General features: G+C 36.4%; 14 protein-coding genes and 1 pseudogene. 12 read left to right on the forward strand and 3 right to left on the reverse strand.

Annotated features, from left to right (window positions below; all coding sequences use genetic code 11):
* Positions 1 to 3 precede the first annotated feature (3 nt).
* The 3 genes from POV26_RS14970 to POV26_RS14980 all read right to left on the reverse strand — a co-directional run bounded on the left by POV26_RS14970 (position 4) and on the right by POV26_RS14980 (position 3,591).
* Positions 4 to 933 carry a T9SS type A sorting domain-containing protein gene (locus tag POV26_RS14970; RefSeq protein ID WP_272857272.1) on the reverse strand — a complete coding sequence of 310 codons (930 nt, stop codon included), beginning with the start codon at positions 931 to 933 and terminating at the stop codon, positions 4 to 6.
* Positions 934 to 997: 64 nt separating this feature from the next.
* A complete protein-coding gene (locus tag POV26_RS14975; protein ID WP_272857273.1) occupies positions 998 to 2,812 on the reverse strand; it encodes a heparinase II/III domain-containing protein in 1,815 nt (604 codons plus the stop codon).
* Between the two features lie 98 nt (positions 2,813 to 2,910).
* Complete coding sequence (locus POV26_RS14980; protein WP_272857274.1) at positions 2,911 to 3,591, reverse strand: class I SAM-dependent methyltransferase; 681 nt, start codon at positions 3,589 to 3,591, stop codon at positions 2,911 to 2,913.
* Positions 3,592 to 3,777: 186 nt separating this feature from the next.
* Between POV26_RS14980 and POV26_RS14985 the strand changes: the two genes are divergently transcribed.
* The 12 genes and pseudogenes from POV26_RS14985 (at position 3,778) to POV26_RS15040 (ending at position 17,472) form a co-directional block, all read left to right on the forward strand.
* On the forward strand, positions 3,778 to 4,923 hold the full coding sequence (locus tag POV26_RS14985) for a hypothetical protein (protein WP_272857275.1): 1,146 nt from the start codon (positions 3,778 to 3,780) through the stop codon (positions 4,921 to 4,923).
* Positions 4,913 to 5,914 (forward strand): glycosyltransferase family protein, encoded by a 1,002-nt coding sequence (locus POV26_RS14990; RefSeq protein WP_272857276.1) that lies wholly within the window; start codon positions 4,913 to 4,915, stop codon positions 5,912 to 5,914. The genes POV26_RS14985 and POV26_RS14990 overlap by 11 nt, the downstream gene beginning before the upstream one ends.
* Positions 5,880 to 7,154, forward strand: a complete 1,275-nt coding sequence (locus POV26_RS14995; RefSeq protein WP_272857277.1) for an O-antigen ligase family protein — start codon at positions 5,880 to 5,882, stop codon at positions 7,152 to 7,154. The genes POV26_RS14990 and POV26_RS14995 overlap by 35 nt, the downstream gene beginning before the upstream one ends.
* Positions 7,142 to 8,974 (forward strand): asparagine synthase (glutamine-hydrolyzing), encoded by a 1,833-nt coding sequence (gene asnB, locus POV26_RS15000; RefSeq protein ID WP_272857278.1) that lies wholly within the window; start codon positions 7,142 to 7,144, stop codon positions 8,972 to 8,974. The genes POV26_RS14995 and asnB overlap by 13 nt, the downstream gene beginning before the upstream one ends.
* Before the next feature lie 15 nt (positions 8,975 to 8,989).
* A complete protein-coding gene (locus POV26_RS15005; protein ID WP_272857279.1) occupies positions 8,990 to 10,072 on the forward strand; it encodes a glycosyltransferase family 4 protein in 1,083 nt (360 codons plus the stop codon).
* 338 nt (positions 10,073 to 10,410) lie between these two features.
* A pseudogene (locus POV26_RS15415) lies at positions 10,411 to 10,566 on the forward strand (DapH/DapD/GlmU-related protein); the annotation flags it as partial.
* Positions 10,567 to 10,568: 2 nt separating this feature from the next.
* Positions 10,569 to 11,264, forward strand: coding sequence for a sialate O-acetylesterase (locus POV26_RS15015; RefSeq protein WP_272857281.1), 696 nt, complete (start codon positions 10,569 to 10,571; stop codon positions 11,262 to 11,264).
* A gap of 94 nt (positions 11,265 to 11,358) precedes the next feature.
* A complete protein-coding gene (locus tag POV26_RS15020) occupies positions 11,359 to 12,828 on the forward strand; it encodes an IPT/TIG domain-containing protein (protein WP_272857282.1) in 1,470 nt (489 codons plus the stop codon).
* A gap of 38 nt (positions 12,829 to 12,866) precedes the next feature.
* On the forward strand, positions 12,867 to 13,613 hold the full coding sequence (locus POV26_RS15025; protein ID WP_272857283.1) for a WecB/TagA/CpsF family glycosyltransferase: 747 nt from the start codon (positions 12,867 to 12,869) through the stop codon (positions 13,611 to 13,613).
* A gap of 275 nt (positions 13,614 to 13,888) precedes the next feature.
* The gene (locus tag POV26_RS15030) at positions 13,889 to 15,109 is read left to right on the forward strand and encodes an O-antigen ligase family protein (protein ID WP_272857284.1); all 1,221 of its coding nucleotides are present in this window, start codon (positions 13,889 to 13,891) and stop codon (positions 15,107 to 15,109) included.
* A 66-nt stretch (positions 15,110 to 15,175) separates the two neighbouring features.
* Positions 15,176 to 16,489, forward strand: coding sequence for a UDP-glucose dehydrogenase family protein (locus POV26_RS15035; protein WP_272857285.1), 1,314 nt, complete (start codon positions 15,176 to 15,178; stop codon positions 16,487 to 16,489).
* Positions 16,486 to 17,472 carry a UDP-glucuronic acid decarboxylase family protein gene (locus POV26_RS15040; RefSeq protein WP_272857286.1) on the forward strand — a complete coding sequence of 329 codons (987 nt, stop codon included), beginning with the start codon at positions 16,486 to 16,488 and terminating at the stop codon, positions 17,470 to 17,472. Before POV26_RS15035 ends, POV26_RS15040 begins: the two co-directional genes overlap by 4 nt.
* Positions 17,473 to 17,476 lie beyond the last annotated feature (4 nt).

Genomic DNA, 17,476 nt, shown 5'->3' on the forward strand with positions numbered 1-17,476 from the left:
TCATTATAATTTCATAAACTTTTTGGTAATAGTTCTACCTTTTATAGAAATCTTTGCAAAATATAAACCCTTAGACAAATTAGAAACATTTATTCTGGAATTTGATGATTGTTTTATAAGACTACCTGTTAAAGAATAAATACTAACTAAATCATAAGGAAATTGAGAATCTATATATAAAAAATCTTTTGCGGGATTTGGATAAAATTTGATATCCGAAGAAGTTTGTTCTTCAATTCCTAAAGTACATTCGGTTTGACCTTCCAATTCAATAAAGATTGTGGTTGGATCTATACTTGTCCAGTTTGTGGTGCTATAGCCACAATCATCAACATAAATATATGGTAGGTTTGGGCTGTTTATTATAGCAAATTCTTGGATTATAGTGTTATTACCGTTTCTTATATCGACATTTTCTAGAGATGTATTTTGACCAAAAAGTCGGACTTCCCTAAGATTTGGATGGTTTGATAACTGAAGTTCAGGAAAGGAATTATCTCCACAAGTTAAATACCTTAAACTTGTATTTTGACTTAAATCTAAATTTGTAATATTATTATTTGCACAAGAAAGTTCAGTTAAATTTGTGTGTTGGCTTAAATCTAATTCTGTTAATTGATTATTACTACAGGTCAAACAAGATAGATTAACATTGGGGTGCAAAGGAATAATGGAAAAATGATTATTGCCAGAATCCAAACAAACTAAACTAGAAAAATCCTCAAGGCCAGTCAAATCACTAATATTTTGATTTTGAAGATCCAACGTAAACACATTTGAAATGTTACTTGTTATTACGTAATTGTCTAGTACGTCATCTAAACCCAAAACAATTAATCGTTGTTCAAAATTGTCATCGGGCACATAGGTGTTTTGTGCTTTTAATATTAAAAAAGGAAATAAGAGTAGAAGAATTGTGTACTGATGTTTCATAACACTTAAATTTTAGTATCAATATACAAAATACTTTAATACTAATGAATGCATCTTTTGTGAGTTACAAAGCTAAATTAAATTTTTTTCCATCTTTTGAAAAATGAATTATGCCGTCCTTTATCTGGATATTGGAAACAGCATTTTTATATAAATCTGACTGTACTTCAATTACCGTAGTTAACCTATCGCCTTCTTTACGTACTTTTACTTGTGGAATGGGAATGATTGAGTACTGAATCCGAGATCGGGAAACCTCTTTGGTGGTTATCTTATCATGATCAGTAAAAGATTTTACAATGGCTTTAATGTTTTTTGGAAACAAAACTGTTGCACTGTTTTCTGAAATAGCAACATCAAGATTGGCTTTTTCTCCAAAATTAAATTGTTGGCTTATGCTCTTAACACGATTTGCGTCCTTGGATTCTGCCCAATCCTGAAGCACGATAACATTTGGTTTTATAAAATACAGCTTCCGCTTAACGATAATAGAGTCGTACATAGTATGCTCGCCAGAAACAATCTCAATGTCGTCGCTTCTAAGGTATTCCGTAAGTTTAGAGTACTGACCCTCTTTCCCTAAAACATAGTCACTGTCATTTATAGCTATTGAATTGTGGGCAAAGACTGACATTAAGAACGGTCTGTGGGTATCTTCGTAGCCATAATACCCTTGATCTGTTAAAATATCAACTCCAAGTGTTTGAAATATGAATTGTAAATCATCATTGTGTTTGTGGGTGCGGGAATAATAATTTGCAAAAAGCGCTACATAACTGCTATCATCGGCCTGGGTTCGCAAAGTGGCAATATTGTTCTCAAAATTAACCATGGACGGCAATCTTTTTCCGGCCATGACGTTCAAAACACGTTGGTCATTGCCAAAACTCTCTGCCAAATGTGCATTTAAAAACTCAATGCCACTATCTCCCCAAATAGGAAAAGTGAGGTCTGGTTTTACCAGTTGAAGGAGTACATCGTTCTTTTTCAGTAATTTAAGCTGAAAAGCAGGGTTGATGTCTTCTTTTTCAATAAGCTCTATAATTTTTCTATCCAGATTGTGGTTATAAATATGGTATGTTGTTGCGTGTTCCTTTGCCAAGCCGCTATCATCAATTATATAATCAATATTTTTTAACGCACGGGCAACCGTAGGCTCGTAAATAGCTGCATGAAGTGACGGATTGGATTTGGTTATTTTTGCCAACGCCAAAAGGCTTCTGTCCATTATCAATGAATGATTGTTTTGCTCATAATGTGCAGGGTCTAGCATAAAAGTGGCATTCAGAGATATGTGGTCAAATACTTTTTGGATAAACTCGGTGTCAGGATTGTCTTGTTGTAGTTCATTATAGATTGTTTGCATCAGATGTCCGGTTCTATGACCAATAGCACCCTCTTCCCAAGTTTGATCTGAGGTTTTTTCTGCAAGGGAATTATGCGCTTTTACATAACTTAAAACATAGGCTTTCGCTTTTTCGTGGTATTGCTTAGCACCATAACTGTGATAGGTGTGGTTCAAGATGGATACAAAAAATAGATTTTCGTAATATGCTTGCCATGTTTTGTTATTCAATGGATTTTCTGTCCAAGTAATTTTTTCAAGCGGAATGTATTGGGGTTTAAAGGAATGTAGAACAACTATGGAATCCTTTAAAATCAAATCAGCATATTTCTTTGTTTGTATGGAATCATACGGAACCGTTCTAGGTATTTCCTCAAAATCGATCGCTTTTGAAATATCGTATAAACTGATTGCATAATTAGTGCTGTCTATTTTTATTTTAATGGCCGTATCTTTTAATCTTTCTGCTTTATCGTTAGCTGAACAGGATAATAAAAAAATTAAAAAGAAAATGGATAGGCAGAATATTCTCATTGTTTCTTAGGATTTAGAAACGGTAAAATTAGATATTTTACTTTACTAAGATGCTGTATTCCCTGATAATATAAAGCTTCATATTTAAATAGAGTTTTCTAAGAAATTGATGATTTCTTTACAGAATATGCCGTCAACGACTTTGTCATTCCCAGGAACTTTTCTTTATATATCTTTGACCCGGGGAACAACTGTTTCATCCGCTTTTTTGATACTAGCACTATTTGCTCAGCTTGGTCCTTTGCCTCTTCGGTAGAAATTTTTGTGCCCCTGGAAAGCTTTGTTTTGCTTAAAATAAAAATCTTGGCTTTTTTGGGCAAAAACTGAAAATAGGGCAACAAATAATGGGGCTCTACAAAAAAGTATTTGTAGGGAGTTTGGATATAATGGTTTTTCCCCACACGTTGTACTTCCTGCGCCATCAGTTTTTGGTTTTCATTATTGTAAAGATGTTCGATAACTGAATTGGAAAAAACAAGATCGAATTCATCCTCTTTATATTCAGACAGATCACAGGCATTTCCTTTTACCGAAATCATATTGGGATAATGGGTCTCAAATTTGGTAAGATTTAGAAGTGTAATCTTCACATTTGGTTTTTCATGATAGCCCCTGTTTACCCAGAAGGACTCTGTACCACCCACATCGAGGATCGTAATAATTTTTCCATTATCCAGCTTTATTAATTGACTTTCAAAAAAATGAAATCTTTTGTTTCTGAATTTATTGGCTAAAGATTTTTGATTATTGTAATTGGCAAGATCGTTAATGAATGACATAATATATCATGGTTGGTTATTTTTATTTCAGTTTAAATCTAAAATTAAACTCCTTAAAAGATATTGTACTATGCTGGCAAAGCTATAATAATGCTACGAATTTATATTCACTTCTTATTATAAAATTTAAAAAACAGTAGCTTTGCGAACGTAAAATCTTTTTTGATATAAACTCAAATTTTTGAATTGAAATATATTTATCAAATACTATTGATTATACTTTTCCTGTCCATTAGCACGCTTACCTTAAGTAGCCTAATGGCAGCTTGTTTATTGTTGTTGATAGGCGGGACTTGGGTAATCACAAAAAAGGGAAAACTAAAAGTTCCACATTATGTTATAGTGGTAGCCTGCTTTTACATTCCTTTTTTAATATTGGGCTTGATAAATCAACATCCAAACGCCACGATTGATATAAAATATCAGTTTTATGGGCTTATTTTCTACTTGTTCCTAGTAAATGTTAAGGATCTCAACATACTGCGTTTGCTCTTTGTTTTAAACGCAGTGGTGTGCATTGTTTATGTTTTTATCTACCTGGGGTTTGTGCCCAGTCTTTGGAACGAGGATATAACCGGAAAAGGGGGGCGCGTTTACGGACCGTCCATAATACCAATAGTTCTTATCGGGTTTTATTATCTATACAACAGAATGGCTTTTGATTTGAAACTTGGCATATCTTGGCTGCTTGCATTGGTATATTTGTTTCTTACGTCAAACTTGATGAATCTTGTTACCGCTGGAGTCTTGCTCTTGTTAATAATAATAAATATAAGGAAACTTTTTCAACCAGGGTTTATTATCGGTTTCTCATTAATGGTGGTTATTTCCGTAGCATTTTTTAACTCGAAGTATGCCCCGGAGGCAATTAAGGAAAAATTGCCCTATGTTTTAAAACCTTGGGAGTATGCGAGTTTGCAAATCCGCATACAGGATTTAAACACGGCTTTGCTGACAGAAAATTTCACGTGGACCGAAAAAATTATAGGGGAAGGTTTTGGGGCAAATACAACGGTATATCGTGAAAACAAAATAGCACAGTTTTTTAGTGGAAAATTCACCTTTCAGGAAATAGACAACGGATTTTATTATATTTATCACCGAGGTGGATTCTTGCTACTGTTTTTATTCTTGATAGCACATATATATCTCATTTATAGAATCCCTTCTATGAAGGCAAAACTTGGTTTTATAGCTTTGGTTGTTTTTACGAATCTACTTTCTATCCATTATTTTACGAACGTGTTTTATTTATTGGTTCCTTTTTTAATACTTGAAACAGAGGTTCGCGGAAGAAAGTATCTACCTCAAAATATAGATAATGAAGAATAGCTTATACATTGTTCCAAACCTGAAGAAAGTTACCGGCGGCCCAATTACTAGAATCAATTTGTTTAAAAAAGCTTTTAATAAAGAGGGAGGCCAAATAATAGCAGAAGAGAATAAGCTAAAATCGATATTTCAGAAACGTGATATGTGTTATATAGAATCGGCCACCAATAGAATTGGCTTAATAGACATATTGCCGCTATTCTTTTTAAAGTTCAATTCCCGGAAAGTAATCGTTTTTATCCGGGATATTTATATTGAGCTTTTTCCAGAAGATTATCGTGGTTTCCGAAAAAACATAACATATTTCTTAAATAAGTTGAGCAATTTTTATCTTACTTGGGTCTCAACTTCTATGGTATTCCCTACATTGGAAATGGGCGAAGTATTTTTTCAGAGAAACAAATTTTTCCCTAAACGCCCCTTTTCTGATTTGCCACCTGGGACCCATGACATTACGGAAAATGTGGTTCTCCCAGATTTTACAAAAAAACTGGGGCTTTTGTATTTGGGGAGTATAGATTATAAAAACTCGGGGTTTGAAAATTTTATTGCTTTTGCCCAAAAATATCGTGAAAACTATAATTTTTTTGTGCTTTCCGGTGCATTAAATATTAACGAAATAGTTCAGGGAACAACACTTAAAGCTTCAAAAATACCGCGTGCAGAAATTGCTGCCTTTATTCAGAATAATAATATAGCCTATGCACTCCACACGCGACCACGAAATATGTATGACGATCTGACGTTTCCTATTAAAGTGTTTGATTTTTTGAGTTTCCAGCTTCCTTTTTTTACTGAAAGGCACATTCCACTGGCAAATCTTTTAAGCAACGATTATCCTCTATTTGCATCTTTTGATAACTTGGATCAAGTACACCAAAAAATTCAAAGCATACATCCGGAAGAATATATGGAATTGCTCCAATCCCTAAAAAAAATAGCCATTAACAATACGTATGATAAAAGGTATAAAAAGTTACTGGAACAATAATACGCCAAGGCGGATATTTTTTGAGACCAGCACTTATCTATTTGTCGCCACCCTGCCCTTATGGGATAATTTGAACACTATTGTACTGTGGTTTTTTGTGGCCTCATCAATTTTCTTGCTAAGTCCCAAAGTGCGCCTACAAAACCTAAAAAAAAACAAAATTGCTTTTTACTTTTTAGTTGCTTTGTATTTGTTGTTCATTTTGGGTTGGGTTTTTTCGACCAACGTAAAAGATGCACTTAGGGACATGGAACGTACCTTGACCTTGGTTTTGATCCCGTTCATAATACTTTCCCATAAACGAGAAGATTTTAACCTAAAGAGAATTTATATATCATTTGGTACTGGGCTTTTTATTGGAATGGTAATTTGCTGGGCATATATTATTGAATCCATTTTGACCAATGCCACGCCTTGGGTACAGGCAGGATATTTTTTTAAATGGATATATAATGGCTGGAATGCCTTAAAACCGTTGGATGGACATCCGAGCTATTTTGCCGTAATGTTGGTAATTTTTATTCTTGGGGTTATAAGAATGCCAGAATTCATCCATTTAAGGAAGAATAAACTGAAACTTATCCTGCTGCTTGCGCCTTTCTTTCTTTTTTTGATAGAAACCAGTAGCCGGATTGGCCTTATCTGTTTAATTGTGATGATAGCTGTAACAATATTCAGAAAACTCGAATTAAAAAAAATATTTTATTTAATTGGCTTTGTAGCATTATTGGCAATACTTTCCATAAAATTTGACTATTTAGGCTCCAAGTTTGCCATGGTCGTTGACACTCAAGGAAATGTAACGTTGGATAGGTACCCGCGCTGGATAGCCATTCTTTCAGAATTCAAGGAGCGTGGAAATTGGGTTTTGGGAATAGGAACAGGGGATGCCCAAGCTCTTTACGATCTATCCTATAGCAAGGGAAACTTCACCATAGCTCTCAACAACCACTATAACGCACACAACCAATATTTGGAGTTTCTTGTCTCAAACGGTATTTTAGGAATATTCATTTATAGTATGGCATTACTGTTTTTTCTTTGGAAAACAAATTTAAAAGGAGAAGCGATGAGCTTTTTCATAATAATAACGCTATTTTCATTTTCAGAAAGCATTTTCGGAATAAGCAAAGGTGTTTTCATTTTTGCGTTTTTCTATTCTTTCTTTGTTCTTTGGTATTCCGGGAAAAGCTTAAAACTTAATCAAAACGAAGCAAAAGAGCGCTTATGTGTGGAATAATTGGATCAATAAACAAATCGTATAACTTAGGCACTCTTAAACTCATTGAGCACCGAGGACCTGACGCTTCTGAAATTGAATGCTTTAAAGTTGCCCAGAACGACATTTGGTTGGGTCTTGTGCGGTTGGCCATCGTTGAACTTTCCGAAGCCGGCCGTCAGCCTATGATTTCCTCGTGCGGAAAATTCGCCATTACCTTTAATGGCGAAATTTACAACCATCTCGATTTAAGGGAAAAACTTCCCGAGGTAGATTTTAAAGGCCATTCCGATACCGAAACCATTCTTTACTATCTGAGAAAATTTGGTATTGATAGTGTGGTAGATTTAAACGGAATTTTTGGATTTTCCTTTTTGGATATTGAAAATGAAAAGCTTTATCTGGCCCGGGACCATTTTGGCGTGAAACCAGTTTATTACTTTAAGGATGAAAAAAGCTTTGTTTTCTCTTCTGAAATTCGACCTGTAAAAAATTTACAGGAAAACTCAGAGCCTGATTTTGATAATCTGCCCACATTGCTCCGCCTGCGGTATCTTCCTTCGCCTTTAACGTTGCACAAAAACATCCAGAAATTAAGACCGGGTCATTATATTGAAGTGGATTTGGCTTCGGAAATATTGCAGTATTCAGAAAAATACTTTGTTAAAGCACATCAAATAAAGGTAAATACTAATAAGGGGAATGCCCTGAAAAGTTATGAAACCCATATTGAAAACGCTGTTAAAAGACAATTAATGGCCGATGTGGAGATAGGTGTTTTGCTGAGCGGTGGGATAGATTCGGCAGTAGTCGCGGCATTGGCCCAGAAACATTCCGAGAAAAAACTTAAAGCTTTTACTGTTGGTTTTGAAGGCATCCACAAAGAAGATGAAATAGATGCGGCAAAGGAAACCGCAGAAATTTTGGGACTGGAACATTTTTCAACTAAAATAAATTTCGACAACTTTCTTTCCATTTTTAAGGAAACTACACGGATTATCGAGGAGCCTTTAGCTACCACCTCAGTCATCCCAATGTATTATCTTTCGCAATTGGCTTCCAAATATGTAAAAGTTGTACTTACCGGCCAGGGTGCCGATGAACCTTTGGGAGGCTATCAAAGATATCAAGGTGAGGTTATTTCAGAAAAAATTCCGCGCGGACTTATTTATTCCTCAAATAAAATTATCCCATATATTGGTGTGAAGAATGAACGTATTCTGCGCTCGGTAAGTGCTTTGGGTGAAAAAGACGATGTACAACGATTTTTGAACGTGTATTCCATTTTTAATCAAGACGATATAATGAAGCTGTTGCGTGTAAAGGAGGAAAAGGCACTTGGTTTAATATCGTATTTTTATGAAGTTCTTAATTGCAAACTTAAAAAAACCGCTGCAGAGCGGATGATGGCCATTGATGTACGAATGAACCTTCCGGATGATCTTTTGCTATATACCGACAAAATTACCATGAACTTTTCCTTGGAATGTAGGGTCCCCATGTTGGATACGGAATTAATAAAATATATAGAAACCCTACCAGCATGGGAAAGGTTGGCAATAAGGAAGACCAAAATTATACACAAAGAATACGCAAAGAAAATTTTACCCCAGCGTATTATCAATCGGAAAAAGTTTGCTTTTCAATCGCCCACAAAAATATGGTTCAAAAACCATAACGATCAAATCAAGGAACTGCTCTTAAAACCTGGAATTTTCACGGAAATTTTTAACACCGATGCCCTGAACAAACTTTTGAACGAACATGTAAAAGGGTACAACCGCGAAAAGCAGATATTCCTTTTGTTGAGTATTTATTATTGGTTGCAGGATAACCGTTAACTTTAAATGCCGAAGATGAAAATATTCCTGATTTCAAATATGTACCCTTCTTCAAAAGATTCGCTTTTTGGCGTGTTTGTGAAGAACTTTAGGTTACAACTGGAGAAAATGGGAGTTGATTTTTCAGCAGTATCGGTAATAAAAGGGAAACGGTCAAATAATTTGAGTAAAGCAATTTCATATTTAAGCTACTATTGCTCCATTTTATACAATTTTGTTTTCAAAAAATACGACCTTTTGTATGTTCATTTTATGTCGCACAATGCCCCGGTACTTGCATTTTTGTTTTTTCTGTTTAAGAAAAGAAAACCTTTGGTAATAAATGTCCACGGGGATGATGTTACCCATTCGAAAGGAAGAAAAATTGATGTATTGAATAAATATATCATCAAAAAGACAGATTTAGTGGTAACCCCTTCCGTCTATTTTAAGGATATGATGATGGAAAATTATCCATTTCTAAAACCGGAACAAATTTTCGTTTCTCCTTCAGGCGGTATAGATTCCAAAAGATTTTATCCGATGGAAAAAACTAGTGATGAAATCCCGATTTTGGGAATGATTTCAAGAATTGATGCTGGCAAAGGGTGGGACGATTTTTTGAAAGCTTTAAAGAAATTAAAGGATAAGGCCGTCTCTTTCAAAGCTATAATTGCAGGACAAGGGCTTCAGGAAACTGAAATGAAAACCTTGATTGCCAATTTGGGCCTTGAAAGGAATGTGGAATTCTTGGGGCTTGTAAATCAGGAACAATTGGTTCACCTTTACAATAAAATGGAGGTTCTGGTGTTTCCCACAAAGCGCGAAGCGGAAAGCTTGGGCCTTGTTGGCCTTGAAGCAATGAGCTGCAAAACGCCCGTAATTGGCGGCGATATAGCGGGATTAAAGACATACATTGAAAATAACCGAAACGGAATATTATTTGAACCCGGAAATATTGACGAATTAGCCAAGTGTATTGAAAAATATCTTAATTTTTCCCCACAAGAAAAAGAGGATATGAGAAAGGCGGCTTATGAAACCGCCAAAGAATACGAAACCGAACATGTTATGCAAAAACTGTTGGATCAACTTATTAAAGTATGTACAAAAAACTGACGTTGGCAATTTATTACGGCATTTTCTACAACTTGCCACACTCAAGATTTGCATCTTTTACAAGGGCTTTGCGTGTTTGGTATATTTCAAAAATCTTAAATCTTATGCCTTATGATAAAAATAGTTTTGTGGAATACGGCGTATATCTTTCCAATGGCAAGCATATGAAAATTGGGTATAATTGCCATATAAACGAAAACGTATTTATCCAAGGTGGGTATATCGGGAATAATGTAATGATCGCCCCAAATGTTTCATTGTTAAGTACTTCCCATAACTACAAAAACACTGAAATTCCTATGATACATCAAGGCGAAACGCCTCCTAACCCACCAATTATAGCCGATGACGTTTGGTTAGGAAGAAATGTAGTGGTAATGCCAGGAATTAAGATAGGAACAGGGTCTATTATTGCAGCGGGTGCTGTGGTAACAAAAAATGTCGCGCCTTTTTCAATAATGGGCGGTGTTCCTGCCAAACTCATAAAATACAGAAAATGAAAAAAATATGGATCATATTTTTTTTCCTTTTATTTTCTGCTTCTTGTTCGAAGCCCAAAGTTATGATTGCGCTTGCGGGACAGAGCAATGCGGTCCCATTAAAGGATACACTTGCCTATAACTATACAAAATTAACAGGTAATGAAGTATATATTATACAATGTGCAAAAGCGGGAAGTGCACTCAACGCAAAAGCGGAAACAAATAGTTGGGGAAACTGGAGCTCTACGGGCTCTTTATTAAATGAATGTTTTGATGAAATAGATAAACGACTTTCTATTATTTATCCTCCTTACAATAAAGAAAAAAATATTGCCGCTATTATTTGGTCTCAGGGAGAAAATGATGGAGAAGCTATAGGAAAAGGTAGTTTAACTGCTGCCGAATATAAAGGAGATTTAAAAAGCTTAATTTCAAAATTTAGAAAGAGATACGGTTCTGCTTTGCCCTTTATTATCATTGAAACTGGAAGACATGCAACTTGTAAGGAATGTGACGAAGGATATGCTGTTGTTCGAAAAATTCAAGAGGAGGTAGCCGAAGAAGATGAACACACCTATATAGGTTATAATGAAACCAAGGATTTTATTGACAGAAAATGGTTAAGGGACCCAGTTCATTATAACAAAGAGGCTTTGAATGATATTGGGGAGAAGTTGGTTAAATTTATAGTTGAAAATGGGATCGACTAAGTACCTAAAAAGAATTTTCAAAGTTTAGCTCAAACACTTATATAAATTTTTGTAAATTTCAAAGAGACTTAATTTTTAGAAATCACTTCTACGTATGAAATCACTTTTCAAATATTTAATGATGATCTTCATGGTAATTGGGTGCTCCAATAATGATGAAAATCCTACTCAGGAAACTCCAAAAAACCTTATCATTACTAGTTATTCTCCTATAGCTGCAATGGCTGGAGATGAAATAACTTTTGTAGGGGAGAATATTGATGTCTCAAAAGAATATACTATACTTTTTAATGGAATTGCGTCAACAGAGGTTCAAAACTTCCCTACAGAAATTAAAGCAATTGTTCCCACCGATGCCACTACAGGTGAAATTGTAATAAAATATGATGGTAAAAGTTTAAATGTTGGTGAACTTGTAATCATTGAAGAACCACAGCTGATAATCACCAGTTTTTCCCCTACTACGGCCTTTACAGGAGATGAGGTTACATTTGTGGGCGAAAATATTAACCCTGCAATTACTTATCTGGTTTCTTTTAATGGTATTGAAGGTGAAACTACCAATGTTACCGAAACTGAAATCGTGGCCATTGTTCCCCAAGGAGCCACTTCTGGAGAAATAGTAATTTCTTATGAAGATATATCAACAACTGTGGGTGCAATTGAAATTATTGAAGAGCTCGATAAATTGTATGGCTATTTGCCTATTGAAGGTGCAGATTGTGATGTTTTAAAAATACATAACTTAAATATTAACACAGGAGAATTACTGGATGAAATTGCACTACTCCATAATCAATCTTGCTATTCCTACCTTTCTTCAAATTTTTACAGGGAAGGAAATATCTTTGTACATACATACACTACCCGTTACGGTCAAGGATCGCCATATGGCAAGGCTTGCACGATTGTAAATTTAACTAGTGGAGAAATAACTGGTTGGACTCTAAGCGATGGTGCAGATTATGATGGTAGTATTTTAGCTGCCCATAATAATAAAATATATTACATATATCGTTATTATGATAGTATTGATGATATTTATGAAATAAGGTCTGCCAATTTAAATAACTCCAATGTTTCAACAATTTATGAATTTCCAACAGATTTTATTTATGACATAAAAAACTCAGGATTTTTGCCTTCAACAAATGAGGTGGTTTTTTTCACAAAAAATGAATCGGGTCAACCGATTTTTATGAGGTTTAATGTACAGACTTCCACACTTTACACTTCTAATGTTTCCGAAATTTATTCCAAAATTTTCATAACTAAAACTGAAAGAATATTTGGGGTAAAAGATTTAGGAGGAGAGGAGCATGAAATTGTTGAGATAGACAAAGGCTCTGGAAATATTTTATCACCACTAGCTACTGTTTCAGTCAGAAATGTTAAAAATATAGATTATTCCCTATCTTCAAATAGTATTTTTGCATTACTTGAAGAGGCTTATAATGAACAGTACCTTTATAAATTAAATCTTACTACTGGCACATCAGCAACTACTCCGCTCGATCAGCAAAATCAACATAAAGATTTTGAAGGCATCTACTTAAACAATTAGGTTTAATAAATACTATCTTTGCTCGCTAAAAATTAATTGTGAGTATCCATAAAAGGATAAAAATCCTAAACACCACCATAGACAACCTCTCCATGCAAGAAACCCTTGCTCTGGTGCAGGAAAAAATTCATGCCGGCGAACAAGTGCATCACGTTGTAGTAAACGCCGGAAAAGTTGTGGCCATGCAAAAGGATCTGGAACTGCGCCACAGCGTAAACCAATGCCATATTATCAATGCAGACGGTCAATCCGTTGTTTGGGCATCAAGGTTTTTAGGGAAACCCCTTAAAGAGCGTGTTGCTGGGATAGACCTAATGACCAGCCTTGTGGAAATGGCGCATAAAAACAACAACAAAATCTTCCTTTTTGGCGCTAAGGAAGAAATCGTAAAAGAAGTGGTTGAAAAATACTCCGAAATCTACAGCCCTGAAATTATAGCAGGATATCGCAATGGGTACTTTACGCCTTCCGAAGAAGAGGCAATAGCAAAACAAATAGCAGATAGCGGCACCCAAATGCTGTTTGTGGCAATCTCCTCACCCATCAAGGAAAATTTTCTCTACAAATATCGCGACATCCTAAAAAACGTAAACCTGATTATGGGCGTAGGCGGCAGTTTTGATGTAATTGCCGGAAAAACAAAACGCGCCCCTTCCTGGATGCAAAATGCAGGCCTGGAATGGTTTTATCGCTTTGCACAGGAGCCAAGACGTATGTGGAAACGCTATTTGGTAGGAAATTCGAAATTTATTTTTTTGGTTTTAAAAGAGCGATTTTCAAAATAATCCAAAGCTTTCTCAATCCGCTACTGACTACTCGTTTATCCTTCTTAGTTTACCGCAAAGTCGCGGAGAACGCAAAGATATTCTGGATATGTTATTTGTGTTTTTGAGTTTATTTGGAATTTGGTGCTTGTATTTTGGAATTTCTTAATTTTGAACACTGAACACTGAACACTGAACACTGAACACTGAACACTAATAACTCCCCGCTACCCTCTAAAATTTGCCCAGAGTTTTCTATCTTCCCCTAAAATTTAAAAAAACACAAATTTTCCCCCATGAGGATCCTGCTCGCTGCCATATACCCTTATGCCTTCCTGCTGCTATACCTCATTATCCCTTTTGATAATTACATTCGGGCCTTGCCCAATATTCTTATGGCAATTTTGGTGGTTGCCTTCCCTTTTATTGTTAAAAAGGAAGATTTCAAAAAGCTCAAATCGCTGCCTATAGCTATTTTCCTCGGCCTTTTTGCCTATTTGTTGATTGACTCTTTTGGAAGCGGTAGGTTGCAGGATGATTTCAATATCATCAAAAAAGTGCTTATTGCAGTCGGCCTGGCCATCCTTTACATTCCGGTGGCCGATGTCAGGAAAATCAACAGCGCCATTATTTTTTCATCCTTGGCAGCTATCATTTTTTCGGTCTATAATTTTGTGCTAATAACCGACGCTACGGGAAGTTTTGCCCTCGGCGATTCTCCGCAGGTAATAGAATCACTATTGATTGATAGGCTTTATCTTGGGCTTCTCAGCACTTTCAGTATTTTGATTTCCTTTCAGGCAATTCAAAAAAAATACCATCCAAACAACAATTATTATTTGGCCAATATTTTTGTAAATGCACTGTTCATTATCTTAATCGCTTCAAAAATTGCCGTTGTTTCGTTGTTTGTATTGCTATTGATCAGACAGTTTTATGGCCAACGGAAAATCTGGAAGGCTATAATTGCCATAGGTGCAATCGCAGCGGTTGTGGGATTGTTCTTTATTATTAAAAATGAAAAAAGCATTCAGTTCAGCCAAGAAAGCCATCAAACCCCTCCTGCCTTTATTGAAAAATCGATGACGTATGAATTAAGGGCAGTGGTTTGGAAGTGTGCTCAAAACATAATTGACGAAGAAGGGTTTTCTTTAACGGGCATGGGTTTCGACACCACAAAAGAGAAGTTGGTTTCTTGCTACGAAACCCAAATTTCCAATCCAAAGAAAAGGGAAAAATTTGTTTCGGAACGTTATAATACCCACAACCAGTTTTTGGATTTTTACCTAAGCGCGGGCTTTATAGCCTTGTTGCTTTTTGTGGCCTTTATTGTTGTCAGTATTTTTTCAACGCGAAAACAATTTTTCCCCACGGCCATGTTGGCAGTATTGATAATGTACTGTTTGGTCGAAAATTTATTTTACAGACAGATTGGGGCTTATTATGTAGGCTTCATTCTGATCGTGCTAATGACAACTGCGAAACCCGCGGAAAACAACAGCATAAAAAAGATATAAAAAGAATTGCAAATTGTACTTTTGCAATCGTTAAATTAAAAGATAACCGCCTGTGCGGGCATGTGTATGAGAATTTCAGTAATAGGAACAGGCTACGTAGGCCTTGTAACGGGAACCTGTTTGGCCGAAACAGGAAATGAAGTAATATGTGTTGACATAGACAAGGCAAAAGTAGAAAAAATGCGCAACGGCGAAGTGCCAATCTATGAGCCGCATTTGGATGTGCTTTTTGAAAGAAACATTAAGGCAAACCGCTTAAAATTTACCACCTCGCTCGAAGCAGGCCTGGAACATGGCGAAATCATTTTTCTGGCCCTTCCAACACCTGAAGATGAGGATGGATCAGCAGATCTTTCCTATGTTTTGAATGTTTCCGAAGAAATTGGAAAAAAAATAAAGACCTACAAAGTAATCGTGGACAAAAGTACCGTACCCGTGGGCACGGCGGAAAAAGTGCGCCGCGTTATCGCCAAAAATGCTTCCTGCGAATTCGACGTGGTATCCAATCCCGAGTTTTTAAGGGAAGGCTTCGCAGTTGATGATTTTATGAAACCCGAACGAATCGTTATTGGTTCAAGTAGTGAAAGAGCGACCGCATTAATGCAAAAACTCTACAGTCCATTTGTGCGTTCGGGAAACCCAATCATTGTGATGGACGAAAAATCCGCCGAGCTTACAAAATATGCGGCCAATTCTTTCTTGGCAACAAAGATTACTTTTATGAATGAAATAGCCAACTATTGCGAAAAAGTAGGCGCCGATGTAGATATGGTCCGTATCGGAATGGGCAGCGACAGCCGTATTGGCAAACGTTTCCTCTTCCCGGGAATCGGTTATGGCGGCTCTTGTTTTCCGAAAGACGTGAAAGCACTAAAAAAAGCAGGAAAAGATGAAAACTACGATTTCAGGATTTTGAATTCCGTAATCGAAGTCAATTCGGCACAAAAAACAATCTTGCTGCCTAAAATTGAAGAGTATTTCAAAAACGATTTAAAAGGAAAAACGATCGCCGTTTGGGGATTGGCGTTTAAGCCCGAAACAGACGATATTCGCGAAGCACCGTCCATAGATATGATGGAAGCCATGCTGAAGAAAGGTGCAAATCTCCAAGTCTTTGACCCCGAAGCGATGCCGAATATTCAAAAACGTTTTGGCGATAAATTGAATTATGCAGATTCTATGTACGCCGCGCTTGATGGCGCTGATGCTTTGTTAATCTGCACCGAATGGAGTATATTCCGGACACCAGATTATGACAAATTGAAACAATTGTTGAAAAATCCAGTTGTTTTTGACGGAAGAAACCTATACAATGTAAATGATATGGAAACAGAAGGGTTTACCTATGTTTCCGTGGGAAGAAAGTCTGTAAACTTATGAAGAAACGCGTCCTAATTACCGGTGCCGCTGGATTTTTAGGCTCGCACCTTTGCGATAAATTTATTGCCGAAGATTTCCACGTTATTGCGATGGACAACCTTATTACGGGCGATCTTAAAAACATTGCCCATCTTTTTAAGTTGGAAGCCTTTGAGTTCTATCACCACGATATTACCAAATTTGTACACGTGCCGGGAAAGATAGATTACATTCTTCATTTCGCTTCCCCAGCAAGCCCGATAGATTATCTTAAAATACCCATACAAACCCTAAAAGTAGGCTCCTTGGGAACGCACAATCTTTTGGGATTGGCTAAGGAGAAAAACGCCCGTATCTTGATAGCCTCTACTTCCGAGGTTTATGGAGATCCATTGGTGCACCCGCAAACTGAAGAGTATTTCGGAAACGTAAACACCATTGGCCCACGCGGGGTTTATGACGAGGCAAAGCGCTTTCAGGAATCCATTACCATGGCGTATCATAGATTCCACGGTTTGGATACCCGCATTGCGCGTATTTTCAATACCTACGGCCCGCGGATGAGACTGAATGACGGCCGCGTAATCCCGGCATTTATTGGGCAATCACTTCGAGGCGAAGATTTAACCGTATTCGGGGATGGAATGCAAACGCGTTCTTTTTGCTATGTTGACGATGAGGTGGAAGGATTGTACCGTTTGTTGCTAAGCGATTATCCGCTCCCGGTAAACATTGGCAATCCCGAAGAAATTACAATTCTTGACTTTGCAAAGGAAATAATCAAGTTAACGGGAACAGCGCAAAAAATAGTTTTCAAGCCGCTGCCACAGGATGACCCTATGCAGCGCGAGCCGGATATTTCCAAAGCAAAGGAAATATTAGGCTGGGAACCGAAAGTTTCGAGAGAGGAAGGAATGAAAAAAACCTTTGAATATTTTAAAAACCTATCAAAAGAGGAACTTTTTAAAAGCGAACATAAAGATTTTTCAAAGCACAATAGATAAAAAA

Source organism: Aequorivita todarodis, assembly GCF_028561335.1.
GTDB lineage: Bacteria > Bacteroidota > Bacteroidia > Flavobacteriales > Flavobacteriaceae > Aequorivita > Aequorivita todarodis.

Excerpts from the sequence above, each read along its gene's own strand:
- POV26_RS15015 (WP_272857281.1), top strand. The coding sequence starts at position 10,569 with ATGAAAAAAATATGGATCATATTTTTTTTCCTTTTATTTTCTGCTTCT.
- POV26_RS15035 (WP_272857285.1), top strand. The coding sequence starts at position 15,176 with ATGAGAATTTCAGTAATAGGAACAGGCTACGTAGGCCTTGTAACGGGA.
- POV26_RS15020 (WP_272857282.1), top strand. The coding sequence starts at position 11,359 with ATGAAATCACTTTTCAAATATTTAATGATGATCTTCATGGTAATTGGG.
- POV26_RS15030 (WP_272857284.1), top strand. The coding sequence starts at position 13,889 with ATGAGGATCCTGCTCGCTGCCATATACCCTTATGCCTTCCTGCTGCTA.
- POV26_RS14995 (WP_272857277.1), top strand. The coding sequence starts at position 5,880 with ATGATAAAAGGTATAAAAAGTTACTGGAACAATAATACGCCAAGGCGG.
- POV26_RS14975 (WP_272857273.1), bottom strand. The coding sequence starts at position 2,812 with ATGAGAATATTCTGCCTATCCATTTTCTTTTTAATTTTTTTATTATCC.
- POV26_RS14990 (WP_272857276.1), top strand. The coding sequence starts at position 4,913 with ATGAAGAATAGCTTATACATTGTTCCAAACCTGAAGAAAGTTACCGGC.
- asnB (WP_272857278.1), top strand. The coding sequence starts at position 7,142 with ATGTGTGGAATAATTGGATCAATAAACAAATCGTATAACTTAGGCACT.
- POV26_RS14970 (WP_272857272.1), bottom strand. The coding sequence starts at position 933 with ATGAAACATCAGTACACAATTCTTCTACTCTTATTTCCTTTTTTAATA.
- POV26_RS15005 (WP_272857279.1), top strand. The coding sequence starts at position 8,990 with ATGAAAATATTCCTGATTTCAAATATGTACCCTTCTTCAAAAGATTCG.
- POV26_RS15040 (WP_272857286.1), top strand. The coding sequence starts at position 16,486 with ATGAAGAAACGCGTCCTAATTACCGGTGCCGCTGGATTTTTAGGCTCG.
- POV26_RS14980 (WP_272857274.1), bottom strand. The coding sequence starts at position 3,591 with ATGTCATTCATTAACGATCTTGCCAATTACAATAATCAAAAATCTTTA.